The 18,259-nt window shown below is 40.2% G+C and carries 14 protein-coding genes; 6 read left to right on the forward strand and 8 right to left on the reverse strand.

Features of this window, described 5'->3' with window-relative positions; translation table 11 throughout:
• Window positions 1-255 (forward strand): transposase (locus tag EZ444_RS17455; protein ID WP_165503648.1); only part of this gene is annotated, 255 nt, incomplete at its 5' end.
• A 1,010-nt stretch (window positions 256-1,265) separates the two neighbouring features.
• Here EZ444_RS17455 and EZ444_RS27260 read toward each other — a convergent pair.
• Window positions 1,266-1,430, reverse strand: coding sequence for an alpha/beta fold hydrolase (locus EZ444_RS27260; protein ID WP_165503649.1), 165 nt, complete (start codon window positions 1,428-1,430; stop codon window positions 1,266-1,268).
• Window positions 1,431-1,449: 19 nt separating this feature from the next.
• Here EZ444_RS27260 and EZ444_RS17465 point away from each other — a divergent pair, with 19 nt between their 5' ends.
• From EZ444_RS17465 to EZ444_RS17480, 4 genes are all read left to right on the forward strand, one after another.
• On the forward strand, window positions 1,450-1,716 hold the full coding sequence (locus tag EZ444_RS17465; RefSeq protein WP_131610435.1) for a hypothetical protein: 267 nt from the start codon (window positions 1,450-1,452) through the stop codon (window positions 1,714-1,716).
• Between the two features lie 203 nt (window positions 1,717-1,919).
• Window positions 1,920-3,248 carry a serine/threonine protein kinase gene (locus EZ444_RS17470; protein ID WP_131610436.1) on the forward strand — a complete coding sequence of 443 codons (1,329 nt, stop codon included), beginning with the start codon at window positions 1,920-1,922 and terminating at the stop codon, window positions 3,246-3,248.
• 229 nt (window positions 3,249-3,477) lie between these two features.
• A complete protein-coding gene (locus EZ444_RS17475; protein WP_131610437.1) occupies window positions 3,478-6,711 on the forward strand; it encodes a CheR family methyltransferase in 3,234 nt (1,077 codons plus the stop codon).
• Window positions 6,712-6,805: 94 nt separating this feature from the next.
• Window positions 6,806-6,991 (forward strand): CsbD family protein, encoded by a 186-nt coding sequence (locus EZ444_RS17480; RefSeq protein WP_131610438.1) that lies wholly within the window; start codon window positions 6,806-6,808, stop codon window positions 6,989-6,991.
• 32 nt (window positions 6,992-7,023) lie between these two features.
• On the opposite strand, the gene EZ444_RS17485 is transcribed toward EZ444_RS17480, so the two are convergent.
• Both EZ444_RS17485 and EZ444_RS17490 read right to left on the reverse strand, forming a co-directional pair.
• Window positions 7,024-8,316 (reverse strand): paraquat-inducible protein A, encoded by a 1,293-nt coding sequence (locus EZ444_RS17485; protein ID WP_131610439.1) that lies wholly within the window; start codon window positions 8,314-8,316, stop codon window positions 7,024-7,026.
• Complete coding sequence (locus EZ444_RS17490; protein ID WP_131610440.1) at window positions 8,306-9,622, reverse strand: paraquat-inducible protein A; 1,317 nt, start codon at window positions 9,620-9,622, stop codon at window positions 8,306-8,308. The genes EZ444_RS17485 and EZ444_RS17490 overlap by 11 nt, the downstream gene beginning before the upstream one ends.
• A gap of 117 nt (window positions 9,623-9,739) precedes the next feature.
• Here EZ444_RS17490 and EZ444_RS17495 point away from each other — a divergent pair, with 117 nt between their 5' ends.
• Window positions 9,740-10,471: a DUF421 domain-containing protein gene (locus EZ444_RS17495; RefSeq protein ID WP_225874758.1), complete on the forward strand. Its 732-nt coding sequence runs from the start codon at window positions 9,740-9,742 to the stop codon at window positions 10,469-10,471.
• 6 nt (window positions 10,472-10,477) lie between these two features.
• On the opposite strand, the gene EZ444_RS17500 is transcribed toward EZ444_RS17495, so the two are convergent.
• From EZ444_RS17500 to EZ444_RS17520, 5 genes are all read right to left on the reverse strand, one after another.
• A complete protein-coding gene (locus EZ444_RS17500) occupies window positions 10,478-11,593 on the reverse strand; it encodes a sensor histidine kinase (protein ID WP_131610441.1) in 1,116 nt (371 codons plus the stop codon).
• A gap of 116 nt (window positions 11,594-11,709) precedes the next feature.
• On the reverse strand, window positions 11,710-14,661 hold the full coding sequence (locus tag EZ444_RS17505) for an FAD-binding and (Fe-S)-binding domain-containing protein (protein ID WP_131610442.1): 2,952 nt from the start codon (window positions 14,659-14,661) through the stop codon (window positions 11,710-11,712).
• Between the two features lie 32 nt (window positions 14,662-14,693).
• Window positions 14,694-16,223 (reverse strand): L-piperidine-6-carboxylate dehydrogenase, encoded by a 1,530-nt coding sequence (amaB, locus tag EZ444_RS17510; RefSeq protein ID WP_131610443.1) that lies wholly within the window; start codon window positions 16,221-16,223, stop codon window positions 14,694-14,696.
• Window positions 16,224-16,237: 14 nt separating this feature from the next.
• Window positions 16,238-17,143: a DUF1338 domain-containing protein gene (locus tag EZ444_RS17515; protein ID WP_131610444.1), complete on the reverse strand. Its 906-nt coding sequence runs from the start codon at window positions 17,141-17,143 to the stop codon at window positions 16,238-16,240.
• Between the two features lie 7 nt (window positions 17,144-17,150).
• Window positions 17,151-18,212, reverse strand: a complete 1,062-nt coding sequence (locus EZ444_RS17520; protein ID WP_131610445.1) for a saccharopine dehydrogenase family protein — start codon at window positions 18,210-18,212, stop codon at window positions 17,151-17,153.
• Between the last annotated feature and the right edge of the window lie 47 nt (window positions 18,213-18,259).

Here is an 18,259-nt window from a genome sequence, read left to right on the forward strand (position 1 = left end):
ACAGATAAAGTCTTCGCCTTGGCGAGATTGGCCAAATGGCATGAAAAAGTACGGCAAACGGGATTCAAGTCTTTTAATACAATTGCCAGGTCCATACAGAACCATTATCAGACTATATTGAACTACTTTGATAACAGATCTACTAATGCTTCCGCGGAATCTTTTAATGCAAAAATAAAGGCTTTTAGAAATCTGTTTAGAGGTGTGAAAAACATAGAATTCTTCCTGTATAGACTAACTCAATTGTATGCTTAAAATCCAAAAATTCACGCCTGCTCCACAACTTTTGGGATTGATCCATTTTATGACTCCTCTTAATGGGAAGTCCTCATTTTCTCTTACACGCTCTGTTGGTTTGTTTTTAAGTAATTTCTGAATTCGCCAAAAATCAACCGCCGAAATAATAGGTGGGTGTAGGGCCTTGACATATTTCTCTGGGAGATTTTTGAATGCCGGAACCTTTATCAATCCATCATACACACTGTCTTCTAAAATATTTCTTACGACGCTATTCTTTGTGTTTTTGAACCCTAATGGGAGTTTCGGCAAAGGTGACCCCCTTCGTTCTACAATTAAACTGACACCTAATTCCGCTCCAAAATGGCTCTTATTTTGGAGAAAAATGGTCTTTTTGAGCTACCAGGGTGCTTTTTTCAGTCACAATCCATCTAATTATCGTTGCGCTCAGGGGCTGAATTATAGCCGTCAGGCTCTGATGTATCCTATGGATGGGTAGTAAGCCCATATTGGTGTCTGAATCGTTTATAGAAGTTTATTAGAGTTGGACTAAAAAAATGCAGGGCTAAAGGATCTAGATGGTTTATCTTCTCATTCTGAAAATGTGGTTTGCATGATGCAGGCTGGATACAGCTACTTTGAGTCAGCAGCACATCAATGGTCGGAAGGAATTAATTATATTTGATCAAAGTTGAGGCGCATTTTATACCACGCTCGGCAGCTAAATAGGCGGCCACTTTGCCCGAAACAGAGGGGGTACTATTACAGAAATATACAGTCATAAGCGCATTTTGAAGAGCTTAATAAGCAAGTCCCAAATTTGGTTTTATTTTTTGAATAGTGTTGTGATTTTGTTGGTGAAGTTCTGTTAAAATCTGTCTAATTATATATCAATGTTAAAAGGGGTATAGCCTTGATGTTCCAGTCCCATAAAAGTAATATGTTCTACAAACGGTAGGTTCTTATAAATGTATTGCGCAAGTTTTTTTAGGCGGGGAATGGACTGTTGATGTAAGACGATTCTGATTTCAGATATTTCCGGCTATCGAATGCCCGATTAATATCACATTTGTTAGCCCCAGCTTTTTGATCAGGAAAATGAGATCATCAGCGAATCCCTGGATTTTCCAGTCTTTTCGGTTTCGTCCAGATTTGTCATGGCCCGGCAAGTCCAGCAACGGCAATGGCTTCATTTAATAAATTAGGTTTGGCATGGAAGGGGTAGTTGTAAAATCAAATAACGTGTACTTCATTAAGTTGGCTAACCAAGAACAATTACAAGAACAAATGGCCGATCTGTATTTAAAAACAGGCATGTTTTTGCACGGGGCCGGAGGGTATTATTACCCTGAACCGATTGAAAATAATAAGCAAGAAGAAAAGTGGAAAGAATTGATTGCTGCGCCTGCTTCTGTAGCCCGTATGGTGATAGGTATTGCCAACAATTGCAATATGTTAGCCAACAGATTTTTACTATAAGTGAGTGATAGGCTAGAACCCCTTAAAAATGGTACGAAATTGGTTATGATTCTGCATATGCTGCACTTATGCGTAGCTATATGATAAAGAGAAGATGATCATGATATTCAATTTATTAAACATCAGGCAAGAAGTAGAAGAGGGCGACCAAATTATTTTGGGCGAATCGGTAGTATTAGCATTTAGTTATCAGGAACTCGAAAATGAGTAAAGTATTTACAATTGCAGACGGACTTCAAAATCTTGGTGCCTTAAAAACAGGAGGCCAAGGTTCGGTGTATAAAGGGAAAAGAATGGGTGCAATTTATTCGGCCATCAAATTGATGCCTACGCCTATACATACTGAAGACGAGACTGACAAAAATTATCGGAATTTTAAGAATGAAGTAACTAAGCTCCAAAAAGTAAACGAAAATCCATGTCCCAATGTAGTGAAGATAATGAGTTGGGGCATTACCGATAGCGGTTCTTTTCCGTATATAGAAATGGAATATATAGAGGGGCCAGACCTCTCTGAACTTTTACAACCCCCGAACCCACGAGCTTTCGCTATTAAAGAGCTGGTTAAAGTTGCCGATCAGCTGGCCAGCGCCATTGCACATTGCCATCAAGTTGGCGTAAAGCATGGCGATATCAAGAGTAATAATGTAAAGTACAATGTGTATACAGGCAATTATGTGCTACTTGATTTTGGTTTGGCCATTATGAGCGAAGAGCAGCGTAGAACCAGTATCCGCCATGCGGGAGCCGTCGAATTTATGGCGCCAGAGCAGCATGAAGGGAAGATGTTACTGCAAACTGACATTTACAGCTACGGGATCATTTTATATGAACTTTTAACAGGTCAGGTGCCATTTCCTTTAAATGGGGATGGCGATACCGGTCGTAATTCGGTAATGCTGGGTCACATGGAAGGGCAAATTCCAGATGTAATTAAATTAAGGAAAAAAAATCTGGAAAGCACCTTGTCAAAGGAGGACTTAAATATCGGGCTACAAGTACCTGCTTGGTTATTAGCCGTGATTTATAAATGCCTCGAGAAAGATCCGGCACAACGGTATGCCAATGGTGTTGAACTAGCAGCCGCCATTACCCATGGAATAGTGGTCTCTGTGCAGCAACATCCTGAGGGGGGGATAATTGATAATGCTAAACTGATCGCATTGGTGAATTTAACTAAACCGCTTGCCCATGAGGTAACAAAGAAGCACGCATATGGAAATGAAGTGCGTTTGTCGAAAAAAATCATAGTTGGTTTAGCCGTAGCGATTGCACTTTTAACGACCTTTTTGTCTTATCTGTTTTTACCAAAAGAGAAAGTGATGGTAAGTTATGCAGTAGCCAATGCGAAAGCCTTTGAACCACCCTTTTTATTCTATAATAGCCTGTATTGGGATCGAATATTGAAAGAGAGGGAAGATAGTATTCGTTTAGAAAAACTTAAACGCTCCGAAAAATCGAATCTGGCAAAGGGAATAAAAATGCAGGATGAGAAGAAAAAAAAGAGGAAAAAATTTTTAGGTATATTTTGAGCCCTACACATTAATCTTTAATCAATTCCAATAGCAAAAGATTGAAAGCCGAATTGTGTATATTTATTTATTGCTACCGATAACAAAACGTATTGTTAATGCTTGGATAAGAAGATCTGGACTTCTTTTTGAATGTCTAAATGCTTGAAAATAAATAAATTATTACGTTCGAATAGCTTTATATTTAAATACTTCTTTCTCGTTTATACTCAACTAAATCATCTACCTCATGACTAAAATTGACGATCGACAATACATTATAGCCATCGGAGCATCGGCTGGGGGCTTGGAAGCCATATCCGTGTTCTTTGATTATACCCCATTGGATTCCGTATCCTATATCCTGATACAGCATTTTTCCGCTGATTTTAAAAGTCAGATGGTGCAGATCCTGGCGCAGCATAGTAAATTGCAAGTGGTGGAGGCCACCGACAATGTAGAGATTAAATCAAATACGGTTTACCTAATCCCGACTTCCAAGTTCATGTCAATAGAAAAAGGGAGACTGATTCTTTTAGACAAAAAAGACCAGCCACGCCCGCACATGACCATTGATTACTTTTTCAGGTCTCTAGCAAAGGAACGCGGAAACAAAGCCATTGGTGTCATTTTATCCGGCACTGGCGATGATGGTTCCAAAGGGATCGAAGCCATTAAAAATGCCGGGGGTATTACGCTAGTTCAGGATCCAGTTACGGCAAGCTTTAGTAGTATGCCCCTGGCAGCCATTGCGACGGGTTGTGCCGACAGGGTCATTTCACCTGAAGCCATGCCACAGGTCATTGATGATTATGTCGTGAATGGTATCCTAAACCAGTTGCCAGACGAACCTTCGGCGGACATCGGTGAGGAAGTGATTGGACAAATATTAACGCTAATCAAAGGTAACCTGCCATTGGATTTTAGCGACTATAAGCGTCCGACGATTATCAGGCGGATTAAAAGACAGATGGAGAAGCATCACCTGAATGAGGTTGGTCAGTACTACAAATTACTAACAGAGAATACCGCAGAGGTCACTTTACTCGCCAATGAGTTCCTGATTAGTGTAACCTCCTTTTTTCGCGACCAGGAAGCTTTTAAAATCATTGAAGAAACCGTTATCCCGGCCATCATCAAAAATAATAATACCGAAGTGTTGAAGATATGGGTGGCTGGCTGCGCTACTGGAGAGGAAGCTTATTCCATAGCTATACTGATCCAAGAATATTTAAACAAATATCCCAAAAATATTGAGGTCAAAATCTTCGCTTCGGATATCAGTAAAGCGGCACTGGATATCGCCTCAAAAGGCGTTTACCCCGAAAGTATTGTTAAAACAGTATCTAAGGATAGGCTTCAGCAATTTTTCACCAAAGAAGGGGCAAGCTATAAAGTCAAACACGACATACGCAAGATGCTGATCTTTGCTCAGCATGACCTGACCAAGAACACGCCGTATTGTAATATGGATCTGATCAGCTGTCGTAACCTGTTGATATATCTGAATGTGACTTTACAGCAAAAGATATTTGCCCTGCTGCATTTTGGATTGAAAGAGGGTGGCTATCTCTTTTTGGGGCCAAGTGAGAGCGCTTCTGTTATTAAAGATGGCTTCAACGTGGTTAGCGGCAAATGGAACATCCTGAAAAGCAATAAAACAGGTCGTGTTATCCATTCTGATACCTTTTCGTCCCATAGGATCGGAGAATTCCAGACGATAGAAGTAACCAAAAAGCAAGCCGTGCCGGTATCAAAAAGCGAACTCGCCGACCTGGTCAATTCAGCCTTGTTAAAGGAACTAGCTTTTAACGGTGTCTGTACCGATGAAAACCTGTATGTGGTTCAGTCATTTGGAGATACCAAATCTTATTTAAAAAGTATTAATTTTAACTATAACCTGATTGATCTTTTACCGGATCATATTTGCACGCTCTTTAAAGCTACCGCCTGGAAATCGCTAAAGCTGAACCAAAGGTTCGTGCTTAATGGGCTTAGCCTGGGCGACGCCGGCAAGAAAAAAAATAAGCTGATTGATATTGTCATCAGCCCATTTTATATTGCAGGGTCGGAAGAAAGGCTGCTGTTGGTCTTGTTTACAGAGCGTCAAGCGGGGACCATAGAGAGAAATGTGATCCATACTGATATCAATGAAGTGACGCGTGAGCATGTCATCAGCCTTGAACAGGAGGTGGCGCAGCTGAGACATACTGTAACTATAGCGCATGAGCTTATTGCCTCCTCCAATGAGAATATGCAATCTTTTAATGAAGAACTGCAGTCTGCCAACGAGGAAATGCAATCTGCTAATGAAGAAATGCAAAGCACCAATGAAGAACTGCAAACGGTCAACAAGAACCATGAACTTACCATTGACCAATTGACGGACCTGAATGACGATCTGAATAATTACTTCAGGAGTAATATAAATGGTCAGTTATTTGTTGACAGGGACTTGCTGCTGAAAAGATATTCGCCGGGAGCAGTGAAGCACATTAACATTCGAGAAAGTGATATTGGCCGGCCACTTAGCAATATAACAACCAATATCAAATTTGAAACGTTGATCGCTGATATAAAAAAAGTAATTCAGAATGAGGAACACATTACACGGGAAGCAGAAGGGCCGAATGGAAAGGTCTATCAGGTGATGACCATGCCTTACCTGAAGGAGAACAGCAAAAAAGCCGACGGAGCCGTTATCAGTTTTTACGACATCAGCGAACTGAAGGAACTATTGCGGAAGCTGGATATGAGCAATAAAAGTCTGGACATCAGTAACCACAGCCTTGATGAAAGTAATAAAAGCTTACTGAGAATTAACGCTGACCTGAACAACTTTGTTTTTGGTGCTTCACACGACCTCAATGCGCCAATTGTGAACATTGAAATGTTGCTGGAGATACTGAATGAAAAGCTAGATACCCAAGACCCTGAGGTCATGGAATTATCCGGAATGATGAATAAAGCGGTTACCAATTTTAAATCTATAATCAGCGATCTCGCCAGGATTGGTCACTTGGAATCGGAAGATGATGATCACCCTCAGGAAAGCTTCCCGAATTTATTTGACGAGATAAAAGAGATCATGTCGGAACATATTAAGGTGTCTAAAGTCATTTTTCATACCGATTTTCGTGAAAAAAGAGTTCGGTTTGCCAAAAAGAACTTGAGAAGCGTGATGCTGAACCTCGTTACGAATGCGATCAAGTTCAGCCACCCAGACCGCTTGCCAGAGATCAGTATCAAAACCGAAAAAAAAGCTCAGTTTATCCTATTGACGATAACCGATAATGGTATTGGTATCACGAAAGAAGAGGTCGATCATATCTTCAAAAAATATAAGCGGGTAAACATAGCAGCAGAAGGTACCGGTATCGGACTGTACCTCATCCGAAAGATCGTCAATGCCTCAGGTGGCAAAATTGAAGTGGAGTGTGCAATAGATAAAGGCTGTACTTTTAAGATTTTTTTTAAAATATAACAGTAGCGAATTTCTGCTGATTTTTATGCACCTTTTATAAAAAACTAAAGTCGTACTCTCTTTGTTCTTTATTTAAACTATTAAATTAAATATTATGGATAAGTTAGAAATTAAAGGAAAGTGGAATGAGCTAAAAGGTAAAATAAAACAAACTTATGGAGATCTTACCGATGATGACTTGACTTACGAAGAAGGGAAAGACGATGAGATGTTGGGAAAACTGCAGCAAAAAACGGGAAAGAAACGAGATGAGTTAGTTAAATGGATAAATAGTTTGTAATTCTTTAACCGCTAACAAAACGAGCAAATGATTCATTTGCTCGTTTTGTGTTTTAATATTATTGATAATACCGAAGCATAGACCACGTATGCTAAAAAAATATAATAACCTGGTTGTAATGAGGTATTATTTTCGGTTACAGTAGAAAGCAACTCCTCTTTAATATTTAAGCTAGAAAGTTGACTTTTTATGATCCCATTTAGACCTATATATGTCATCGCAATACCAACAACCATAACATCGGCCATGTCCCATTTACTTAAATCAAAAGCTAAAAATCTGACAATCTTATTCTCTGCGTATTTATCTTTGCCCCATATCAGAATGCCCTTGCCAACCATACGCAGCACAGGCAGGATAACAACGAAGAGTAGGATGAGTATACCAACAAGTATCGCATCGAATTTAGGCTGTGCAATTAATGACTCAATGATGCCAGTTATGCTCTTACTCTGAAAAAATAATACCTGGTTCGTAAAAGCTAACTTTTCGCTTAGCAGCGTAAAGTTTAGTGATTGGATGCGTGCATCAACTTCTATGACAGTAGCTGTGATACCTACTAGTAAAAGGACAAAAGCGAACAAAAGAGAAAGGATGTATAACGTGTTATGAAGGCCTACTTGCTTTCTCATTAGCAACCATACACAAAGCACCAGCAATACGCAACCAATCATTGCATAAGTGTAATTATATAGGACTGATTGTATGCTAGATAATTGCAAATTGATCGTTTTTTCAAAAGCTTCAGTACTCGCTACTCCGTATTTTTTGTATATATGCCTGGTTACTGTAACGCTGGCAGGCTCGGTATTGTCGAAAGTTTGCTTTTCCAACTGATCAACTTTACTGGTGACGATACTTTTGAGTCTTTTCTTACTTTCCGGTTTGTTGATCCTGTTAACAATTGTCGCAGCAAAAACAGGTACTTCCGACTTGATTTCCTCGGGATCAACTAAAGCATTAAAAGCAAGTTTTTTGAGTTTTCCACCAATACCTTTTTGCGGTTTATTCATTTCAGCTATTGCCTGGTCAACAAGATGGTACAATTGTTTTTCAACTTTCTTTTGCAGGTCCTTTTTCTGTGTGGCCGTCATGGTGAAATCATTGACTTTTCCATCCACCACATTTGCCATTTTTTCACGCCACTGATCAACAGATAATATGCCGAAAGTGATGTTGTTTACAACACTATAATCTGTTTTTATTTCTTCCTGCTGATTCGAAAGTTTCGATATTCGGTATCCAAACCATGCCTCTGCGCAAAGTAGTAGACTTAGGCAAACAATTAGCAAGATATTAGGAAGGACTATTTTTCTAATGTTCATAAGGAGAAATGAATTTCAATATGGTCGACAAAATAAGCCCGTACAATACAAAGCTGATAAAAATGATAAAACCTGGCTGTAATGCGGTATTATTTGTTGTAATTACATTTAAGTCATCACTTTTTATATTCAAACTCTTTAACTGGCTGTCTAACAAACCATTTAAGCCGATATACACCATCAGGATTGCTATAACTATAACATCTGCCATGCTCCACTTGCCTGACTGAAATGCAAAATATCTTATGATTTTGTTCTTTGCAATTTCCCTTTTGCTAAGCAGATGGATGCCTGTTGCACTAAGTTTCATGATTGGAAAGAGTATGCTGAACACCAATATCAGAATGCCGACTAAAACCGAATCAATACCAGATTGACTGATCAGTATTTTTACTACTTCCAAAATACTTTTACTCTGGAAGAATAATACCTGGTTCTCGAAAATCACATGTTCGCCCAATAGCACAAAGTCCAGCGCTTTAATACGCGCATCGACCTCGATCATAGAGGCAGTCAAACCGATAAAGAGAAGAATAAATGCGAACATCAATGACATAATGAAAAGTGTCCCATGTAATTCAACCCGTTTTCTGAATATCCACCAAAGCCCCAATACGATGACGATGCAACCTAACATGGCGAATGAATAATTATAGGTTGCAGTTCTGATATGGGACAACGAGGAAATCAGTTTATAGTTTAATTCTTCCGCTGTGGATACTTGATATTTTTTATATACCTTATCGGTGGCAGCCTTCGTGGCAGCTCCAGCACTATCCAGGTATTCTGCACGTTCAAGTGCATCAAACTTGTCCATTGCGATTTTACTTAAGTGCTTCTTATTAGTGGGATTATAAACTTTGTCAACAATCTCTTTCGCGAATGAAGGAGCTTTCTGCTTTATATCATCTGTGTTTACAAAGGTTTTAAACAGGAACTTCTTAATTTTTCCATCAATAGTTTTTTTCGGTTTATTTATTAGAACTTCAGCCTTGTCAATCAGTGTGCGGACTATTTTCTCAACTTCCTTCTGAAGTTCATTTTTTTGTTTTGGAGTAAGCGTAAAATCTCGTATCTGACGACTAATAATCGCCGATACCTTATCTCGCCACTGCTCAATAGAGAATAACCCTGAGCTAATGTTGTTAACATTCGAGTAATCCTCCTTAATTTCTTCCTGTTGGTCAGACAGCTGGTATAACTGGTAACCAAAATACCCTTCAAAGGATAATAAAATGGAGAGCCCGCAAATTAGTAAGAGTCTTGCAACAATCAGTTTCTTGTTAGAATTAGGGATTTCATGCATAGGCTTCGATCGATCATGTAATTTTAGTTTAATTCTTTTTGTTCAACAAATTAGAATTGAGATTTGTTTTCGTTTCTGAAACAATATTCACGCTATAGGTGTTAAAAATATTTATCTATGAAACTATTTATGATGGCATTGGTATTTCACTTAACTATGACTTCAATTAACTGGACTAGCTTTTTTATAGGGGAAGAAGATTGGATATTTTTATTGGAGATATCTCTCCGCACTATAATAATGTATTTTATCATTCTTATTGGTTTGAGACTTTTAGGGAAACGAGGAGTGAGGCAGCTTTCTGTTTTTGAACTCGTAGTGATCATTAGTCTCGGTTCTGCCGCCGGAGATCCAATGTTTTACAAAGAGATAGGGTTGTTGTTTCCAGTTGTTATTTTCGGAATCATTGTTGGTGCCTACAGACTCACAACTTATTTTATGGCAAAGAGTAAAAAATTTGATGACTTGGTTGAAGGAAAGTGCGTTTATTTAATTGTGGAAGGTGAATTTTCTATAGATGGGTTTAACAAAGAAAGCCTGGCTCAAGATGAATTCTTTTCAGAACTTCGCCAACAGAGTGTATCTCATCTGGGACAAGTTGAAACTGCTATATTAGAGACATCCGGTAATTTAAGTATATTCTTTTATCCCGATGAAAAAGTGAAATACGGTCTACCAATAATGCCAGCTCTGTTTGAAAAAGCGAATGAGCGGGTTTTTGAGCTCGGGAAGTATGCCTGTACGCATTGCGGAAATATTTTACATCTACAGCCTTCAATTGAACATAATTGTGATAAGTGCGGACACAAAAAATGGATTAAAGCTCTAAAAACCTGTAGGGTAAGGTAATTTTAGCTATCCGTGAACCGGAAGTGTAAACCAGAAAGTGCTACCCTGGCCAGGTTGACTGTTAACACCAATATCTCCACCATGTTGTTTAATGATCTCCGCTGAGACGTAAAGTCCGATACCAAAGCCTGATATATTTTCCGTTTTGCTGGTTTTTATCCTGGAATGAGGTTTGAAGAGTTTGTCAATATCCGTTTGTTCTATCCCGATTCCGGTATCTTTAATATTTAATTTTAATTTTGTTTTTTCTTGCTGGCAAGAAACCTCGATTGGTTTTTTAGGTTCAGAGTATTTAACCGCGTTACTGATCAGGTTAATAATCACCTGCTCTATCTTTTCCCGATCTGCATTTACAACTCTCCCTTCACATGGCAGTAACGTGATTACATGTTCAGGAGAAATATCGCTGTGTTCCTCGATTACTTCCTCTAACAGTTTACTCATATCAAAATCCATTTTAGTTAAATGGATCTTGCCGGATTCTGCCCCTGAAAAATTCAAAAAACCATTGATCATGGTAGTCATTTTTTTGACCTGTTTTTCCAGTTTGGATAATGCACCGATCGTGAAGCCGTCTTTTTTTTGCTTTGCCCATTTGTTGAGCAATTGGATGTAAGCTTTCAATGCCGTTAGTGGTGTTTTAAGCTCGTGGTTAACCATGCCAATGAATCTGTTCCTGCGAAGTTCAATTTGCTTAAGATCAGTAATGTCCATGATCACACCTGAGAATTGTTTGTTTCCAGCTGACGGTTGATCTGAGCCACCCAATACCCTGAGCCAACGCTGCTGCTGATCATGAAATCCGATCACTGGATATTCCAGATAAAATGTTTCCTGTCGGTTCTTGGCTTCTTTCATGATACGGATTACTTTTTGCCTGTATTTTTTTGGTATTTGGGCAAGAAGTGCTTCAAAGGAAGGCTGTTCTTGGGGATGGTAACCATGAAGTTCTTTCATGCGTATAGAGGAAAGAAATGTTCCTGTCCGTTCATCTATAAACCAGGTGCCTATATTGGCGGCTTTTATTGCGAGCTTAGGAATATCGGGTAACTGGAACAGTGCACTCTCGTCAGGATTGAATTTAGTGTTTTCCTGATCTTCTCTTCCCGTATTTTTTTTCATTTTGCAGTATCTACAGTTTTTCTGTACGCCTTAAAAGTACCGTATTTTTTTGATTTCCAATTAAATGCTTTGATAAAAGGTGCTTTATTGAGCCTGTGAGAAAAGTAAAATGAGCCCTACAGCAATACCGCTTCGGGGCTTTTTTGTCTAACCAATGCACTGAACAAAATTTCGACCGGATGGAATGCTTTTCTTGATGTGCCATCTTTGATCTGATGTCGGCAACTGGTTCCTGTGGCTGCTATAATTACTTCTTCAGTTTGTTTTCTAACATCCGGGAACAATACAAGTTCGCCAATCTGCATGGATAGCTCGTAATGTTCCTTTTCATATCCAAATGAGCCTGCCATACCGCAACACCCAGAAGGAATGGTTTGTACCGTGTAATTTTCAGGAAAAGAGAGTATTTGTTCAGTAGCTCCCAGGGCATTAAAAGCTTTCTGCTGGCAATGGCCATGCAATTTGATGGATTGGGATGCAGTAGTAAATTGCGACTTCAAAATATTTCCTTTTTGGATCTCTTTGGCTAAAAACTCATCAATCAGAAATACGTTTGCTGAGAGGTTTTTTGCAGCTTCCAGCTGTTCTTCATTCACCAGATCCGGATATTCATCTCTGAAGGTCAGAATTGCGGAAGGCTCAATCCCCACAAGTGGTGTTTCAGCTGTGATCAGCTTACTTAAGCACCATACATTGTGCTGTGCAATTTTCTTCGCTTTTCGCAATAGCCCTTTAGAAATGGATGCTCTGCCGCTTTCCAAATGCTTAGGTATGATGACTTCATAACCTAAGGCTTCAAGTAGCAGGATTGCCTTGATGCCAATTTCTGTGTCCTGGTAATTGGTAAATTCATCACAAAAAAGATAAACCTTCCTATTGAAGTTTTTTAGCGGTTTAGAGGTGCGCTGATGTTTATTAAACCAGTTTTTTAGGGTTGTATGATACATTTCCGGCATGCTGCGCTGAAGCGCAAAACCTGCCATTTTTTTTACCGTAGCACTTAAAAATGAGCTTGTCACGGTCCAGTTGTATAATGATGGGATTACTGAGCCCAGACCTGCAATGCGGCTAAAATTAGCGATTAAGCGCGATCTTAAAGGGATGCCGTTCGCATCCTGGTAATGCTGTAAAAATTCGGCCTTCAACTTGGCCATATCTACATTAGAAGGGCATTCTGATTTACATCCCTTACAACTCAGACAAAGATCGAGTACTTCTTTAATCTCTTGGTGATCAAACTTATTGATCTGGTCAGAATGTGTCAAAAAGTTCCTCAGGATATTCGCCCGTGCTCTTGTTGTATCTTTTTCGTCGTGAGTAGCCATGTAGGAGGGACACATCGTTCCGCCGGCCAAATGCGATTTTCTGCAATCACCTGAACCGTTACATTGTTCTACGTGTTGCAACATGTTTTGTCCCGCATAGCGGAATATGGTTTTAAAGGTAAAGTCTTTTTGACCAGGCGTATACCTCAGCATGGTGTCCATTGGAGGCGTATCGATGATTTTACCGGGGTTAAAGATTTGTTTCGGATCCCAGGTATGTTTCACTGCTTTGAGTAATGCATAATTCTTTGATCCGATCATCTGCTCAATAAACTCCCCCCTTAACCGGCCATCTCCATGCTCACCACTTAATGAGCCCTTATATTTTTTTACCAGGGCAGCTATTTCCTCAGCAATGGTGCGAAACATTTTGTTGCCCTCTGCTGATTTGAGGTTCAGGATGGGACGTAAATGCAATTCTCCAGAGCCTGCATGTGCATAATGCACGGAGTACAAGCCATGTTTTCTAAGTATTTCATTAAAATCACGAATATAAGCTGGCAGATCCTGTACATCTACAGCAGTGTCTTCGATTACCGGTACTGCCTTTTCATCACCAGGTAAATTGCTCAATAAGCCAAGACCGGCTTTTCTGAGCGACCATATCTTTTTGGTGTCGCTTCCAAATAACAAAGGGAAATGGTAGCCTAAACCTAGTTCACGTAGCTCAGCTTCAACTTTTTTCGCAATTTCTTTTACCTCATTTTGGGTATCCCTCGCATATTCAATCACCAGTAAAGCTGCCGGCTCTCCCTGAACAAAGAAGTTGTTTTCCCGCTGTTCGATGTTATCTCTGGTACATTCTAAAATATAATGGTCAATCAATTCAACAGCATTCGGCTGGTGTTTCAGGGCTACTAAATTTGCCTTTAAAGCTTCTTCCAAAGTATGGAAATGCACGCAGAGCAAACCGGAATGTTCGGGTGGGAGGGGTTCCAGATTCAGCTTGATCTCTGTAATGAAGGCCAGGGTGCCTTCTGATCCTGCAATCAGCTTACAAAAGTTAAAATCTTCTCCATCAGCTGAAAAAGGGGCACTGTCAAGCAAAATGTCTATTGCATATCCTGTATTGCGCCTTTCTACGCTAGGTTTTGGAAATTCCTTTCTGATTTCCTGCTGATTTTTATAATCCCCTAGTAAGGTTCTGATGGATCGGTATAAGGATGCCTCTAAGGTGTTTCCTTCACCTTTAGCGATGAAATCATCAAAGCTAAGCGCCTTAAATATCGCTTCAGAGCCATCGCTCAATAGCGCTGTGATTTCAAGGGTATGTTCTCTTGTACTTTTGTAAACAATGGAGTTGGAGCCACAGGAGTTGTTACCAACCATGCCGCCAATCATGGCACGGTTGGCTGTTGAAGTTTCAGGACCAAAAAACAATCCAGCGCTTTTCAGGTAACTGTTTAATTCATCTCTTACTACCCCTGGCTGTACCTTTACCCAACGTTCTGTGGTATTGAGTTCCAGAATCTTATTGAAGTGTCGGGATACATCTACTACAATGCCGCTACCTACTACCTGGCCAGCAAGTGATGTCCCGGCAGTACGGGGAATCAATGAAGTACCTTCTCGATCGGCAAAATTGATGAGTTGCTTAAGGTCGGCCACAGAATGGGGTATGGCTACCGCAAGCGGCATCTCCGAATAAGCAGATGCGTCAGTAGCATACAATACCCTGGTCATTTCATCTGTATAAAATTCGCCATCCATCGATCTGGCCAGTAACTCAAGCTGCTCTTTCATCAGTTAATTTCGGGTAATAAGGTAAGGATGACTTACAAATCAAATTTTATTCCTTGCGCCAATGGTAAGGTATTGGAATAATTGATGGTATTGGTTTGCCTGCGCATGTAACCTTTCCATGCATCCGATCCACTTTCTCTTCCACCACCAGTTTCTTTTTCACCGCCAAATGCTCCGCCTATTTCAGCACCAGAAGTACCAATGTTCACATTGGCAATACCGCAGTCCGAACCATTTGCTGATAAAAATTGCTCAGCTTCACGCAGGTTTAAAGTCATGATAGCCGAAGACAATCCTTGTGGTACATTGTTCTGCATATTTATTGCTTCTTCAATGTCGCTATATTTCATCACATACAGTATCGGTGCAAAGGTTTCTTCCTGTACAATTTCGTAGTGATTTTCGACTTCTGCAATACATGGTTTAACATAGCAGCCGGATTCAAAACCTAGACCATTAAGTACACCGCCTTCAACCAGGAAGCGTCCGGATTGTTGTTTTATCTTTTCAATACAACTCAGATAAGTAGCTACTGCATCTTTATCAATTACTGGGCCTACATGGTTATTTTCATCCAGTGGATCTCCGATCTTAAGCTGACCATAGGCCTTTACCAGTCTTGCGGTAAAATCGTTATATACATCTTTATGGATGATCAGTCTGCGTGTAGAAGTGCAACGTTGTCCCGCAGTTCCTACTGCACCGAATAAAGCGCCAATTACCGACATTTCCAGATCTGCATCTTTGGATATAATGATGGCATTGTTACCACCAAGTTCCAGTATCGTTTTTCCGAATCTGCCAGCTACAGCAGCGGCAACCAATCTCCCAACTCTTGTTGAACCGGTGAAGGAAATAAGTGGAATACGTTTGTCCTGATTCATCAGGTTACCACAAGGATTTCCGGTGATTAGACTGCTAATCCCTTCAGGCAGGTCGTTTGCCTTTAAAACTTTTGCCATGATATGCTGACAGGCAACCGCACATAAAGGTGTTTTTGAAGAAGGTTTCCATACGCAGACATTACCACATACTAAGGCTAAGGCCGTATTCCATGCCCAAACAGCTACAGGGAAGTTAAAGGCAGAAATGATACTTACAATCCCCATTGGGTGCCATTGCTCATACATGCGGTGGTTTGGTCTTTCAGAATGCATGGTTAAGCCATATAGCTGGCGGGATAAACCTACTGCGAAATCACAAATGTCTATCATTTCCTGTACCTCGCCCAATCCTTCCTGTAGACTTTTACCCATTTCATAGGAAACTAAAGCGCCCAGATCGGCCTTATACTCACGTAAAGCATCTCCGAACTGACGTACGATGTCGCCACGTTTTGGTGCTGGTACATTTCTCCACTGTAAAAAAGCCTGTTGTGCCTGTTGCATTACCGCTTCATAAGCATGCTCATCTGTGGTTTGTACTGTTCCTATTACCGCTCCGTTTACAGGAGAATAGGAGGTAACCACTGAACCCTGTGCAGGTAGCCATTTTGTACCTGTCGAAGTACCTGAATTGTTTGCTTCAATACCCAGTCTGGTTAATATATCTTTAAGGTGCATATGTTCTAAATTGGTTAATCTTTTGTTTGTTTGATATAGGTGCTTTCAAATATTTTATCTGCATTGTCCGTCTCGAAGCCTTCACGTCTGTGTTCCTGCTTAATTGCTGCCAGGGGTAGATTCTTAAACTCCGGCAGAACCAGGCGCTCAGAAAACTCCACATAACTACCTGCAATAGGCATGGTTTCAGCTTCTATAAAGATAGCGTCTTTCATTTCTGCAACCGTACTGCTCTGGCGCAATAAGCCATCCGGACTAACCTTAATGATTCCACCCGAACTGTTTAATTTCAATCCCAGGGATTCCACAAAGCGGTTAAAATCTTCAAGTGTATTGTAACCCGCTTTCAGATCATGTACACTTATGGTATAATGGTTCAGGTAATAACGGTTGTAGATTACCCAGGCAGCATATTCACTTTCTTCCAATAAAATCCGGTAATCTTCTATAGAAGGCAATGTCCATAAGGGCTGATGGAAAAATTCGCCAATCTCCTGGCCATTATCCAGATCCAATGCATCTACAGGATCCTGATGGATGTTGCGGGTGTAGTTGTGAATTATTTCCTGCGCTTTTTCCGATAGATCGTTTACAATCAGCTCGCTCATAAATATCCGGGGATACTCAGGCGATGGGGGAGCATACCAGTAAGCATTTAGCTTTTTTCCTTCAAAATGGTAGTAATCCATCTTTTTGTAACCTTGATGCAAAAAGATCTTTTCGAAAGAAGCAATGCCCAAATGCCGAACACCCAATGTTCTGAAGGCGATATGGTCGTTCACAATATCCTGCTGCCTCGCAATCACACCTGATGAAATTAAAGCATTGGTAATCATTCTGACTGCAGGAACCTGTTGTTCATAACGCTCAAAGAGTATGTTGAGAAAAGTATCCAGGGGTTTTTCTTTATCAAAATTCATAATTTGTTTATTTAAACAGGCTGCCGGTTTTTGTATTTAGCAAGGCCTCAAGTGAAATTTCTTCCTGCTTAATAAAGCCTTTTGAAGGAAGCGATCCATTGGCTACCATTTCAATTACAGCTACAAGACTTGCTGCGGTAGTCCAGGAAATTGCCCTCCAGCTTTGGCCATCAATATCAATAGGTTTGCATGACTTGTAAAACTCGTTGCGTTTTAATTCACCGTCTTTCCATCCTTCAGAAACGGCATAAATTAACACTACATCTTCTTCTACTACTGGTTTAGCATTTTTAAGTATGTTTTCCAGTTGTGCTTTATCATTTTTCATATGCAGCTCATGAATCAGGAAATTCATCAGGTAGCAATGCCCCGGATAACGGATCGTTTTATAATCCAGTTTATCTACTTTTCCATCATAAGTTTCGCACATGGTCCCCAGACCACCAGATGTATAGAAAGCCTCATAAGCAGCACCTTCTATATTGATGCTTTCCTTACCCTGTAAAGAGATAACCTGTTTGCGTTTGCCATCGTGTATAGCTTCTGCGTCGTTGATGTATTCGTTCACTACACCTGTGGCCGACCAGGTAAAAGAATAGCCCATTTCACCGTTAGGGTATTTAGGTAGTGCACCTACTCTCATTTCTATGGACCGGATCTTTTCGAACTCCTTACTTAGGTGTGCACCGATTATTCCAATAATTCCGGGCGCAAGTCCGCATTGTGGTGCCATTACCGATGTAGCCGTTTCACTCAAACCCCTGATATAGGTAGTTGTCTCTACATCCTCTGTCAGATCAAAATAATGACAACCTTGTTGTTGTGCGATAAGAGCAATGGTTTTATTTAAAAAATAGGGTAGGGCCGACACCACTGCGTCATGCTCGGAAATCAGTTTAGTCATCAATTCAACATCGGCCACATCACCAGTAATTACGTTAAACGGAAGGGTATATGGATAATGAGGCTTCGTTTTATCCATTCCGGTTACTTCGAACTGTTTGCTGAGCAGTACTCCAACCAGGGTGCCAACCTTACCTAGTCCGAGTGTTAATACTTTTTTAATCATGTTTATATTTGGTTTGTCGTTTTTATTCAAATATCTCTATATTTATC

It is taken from the genome of Pedobacter hiemivivus (genome assembly GCF_004331685.1).
Classification (GTDB): Bacteria; Bacteroidota; Bacteroidia; order Sphingobacteriales; family Sphingobacteriaceae; genus Pedobacter; species Pedobacter hiemivivus.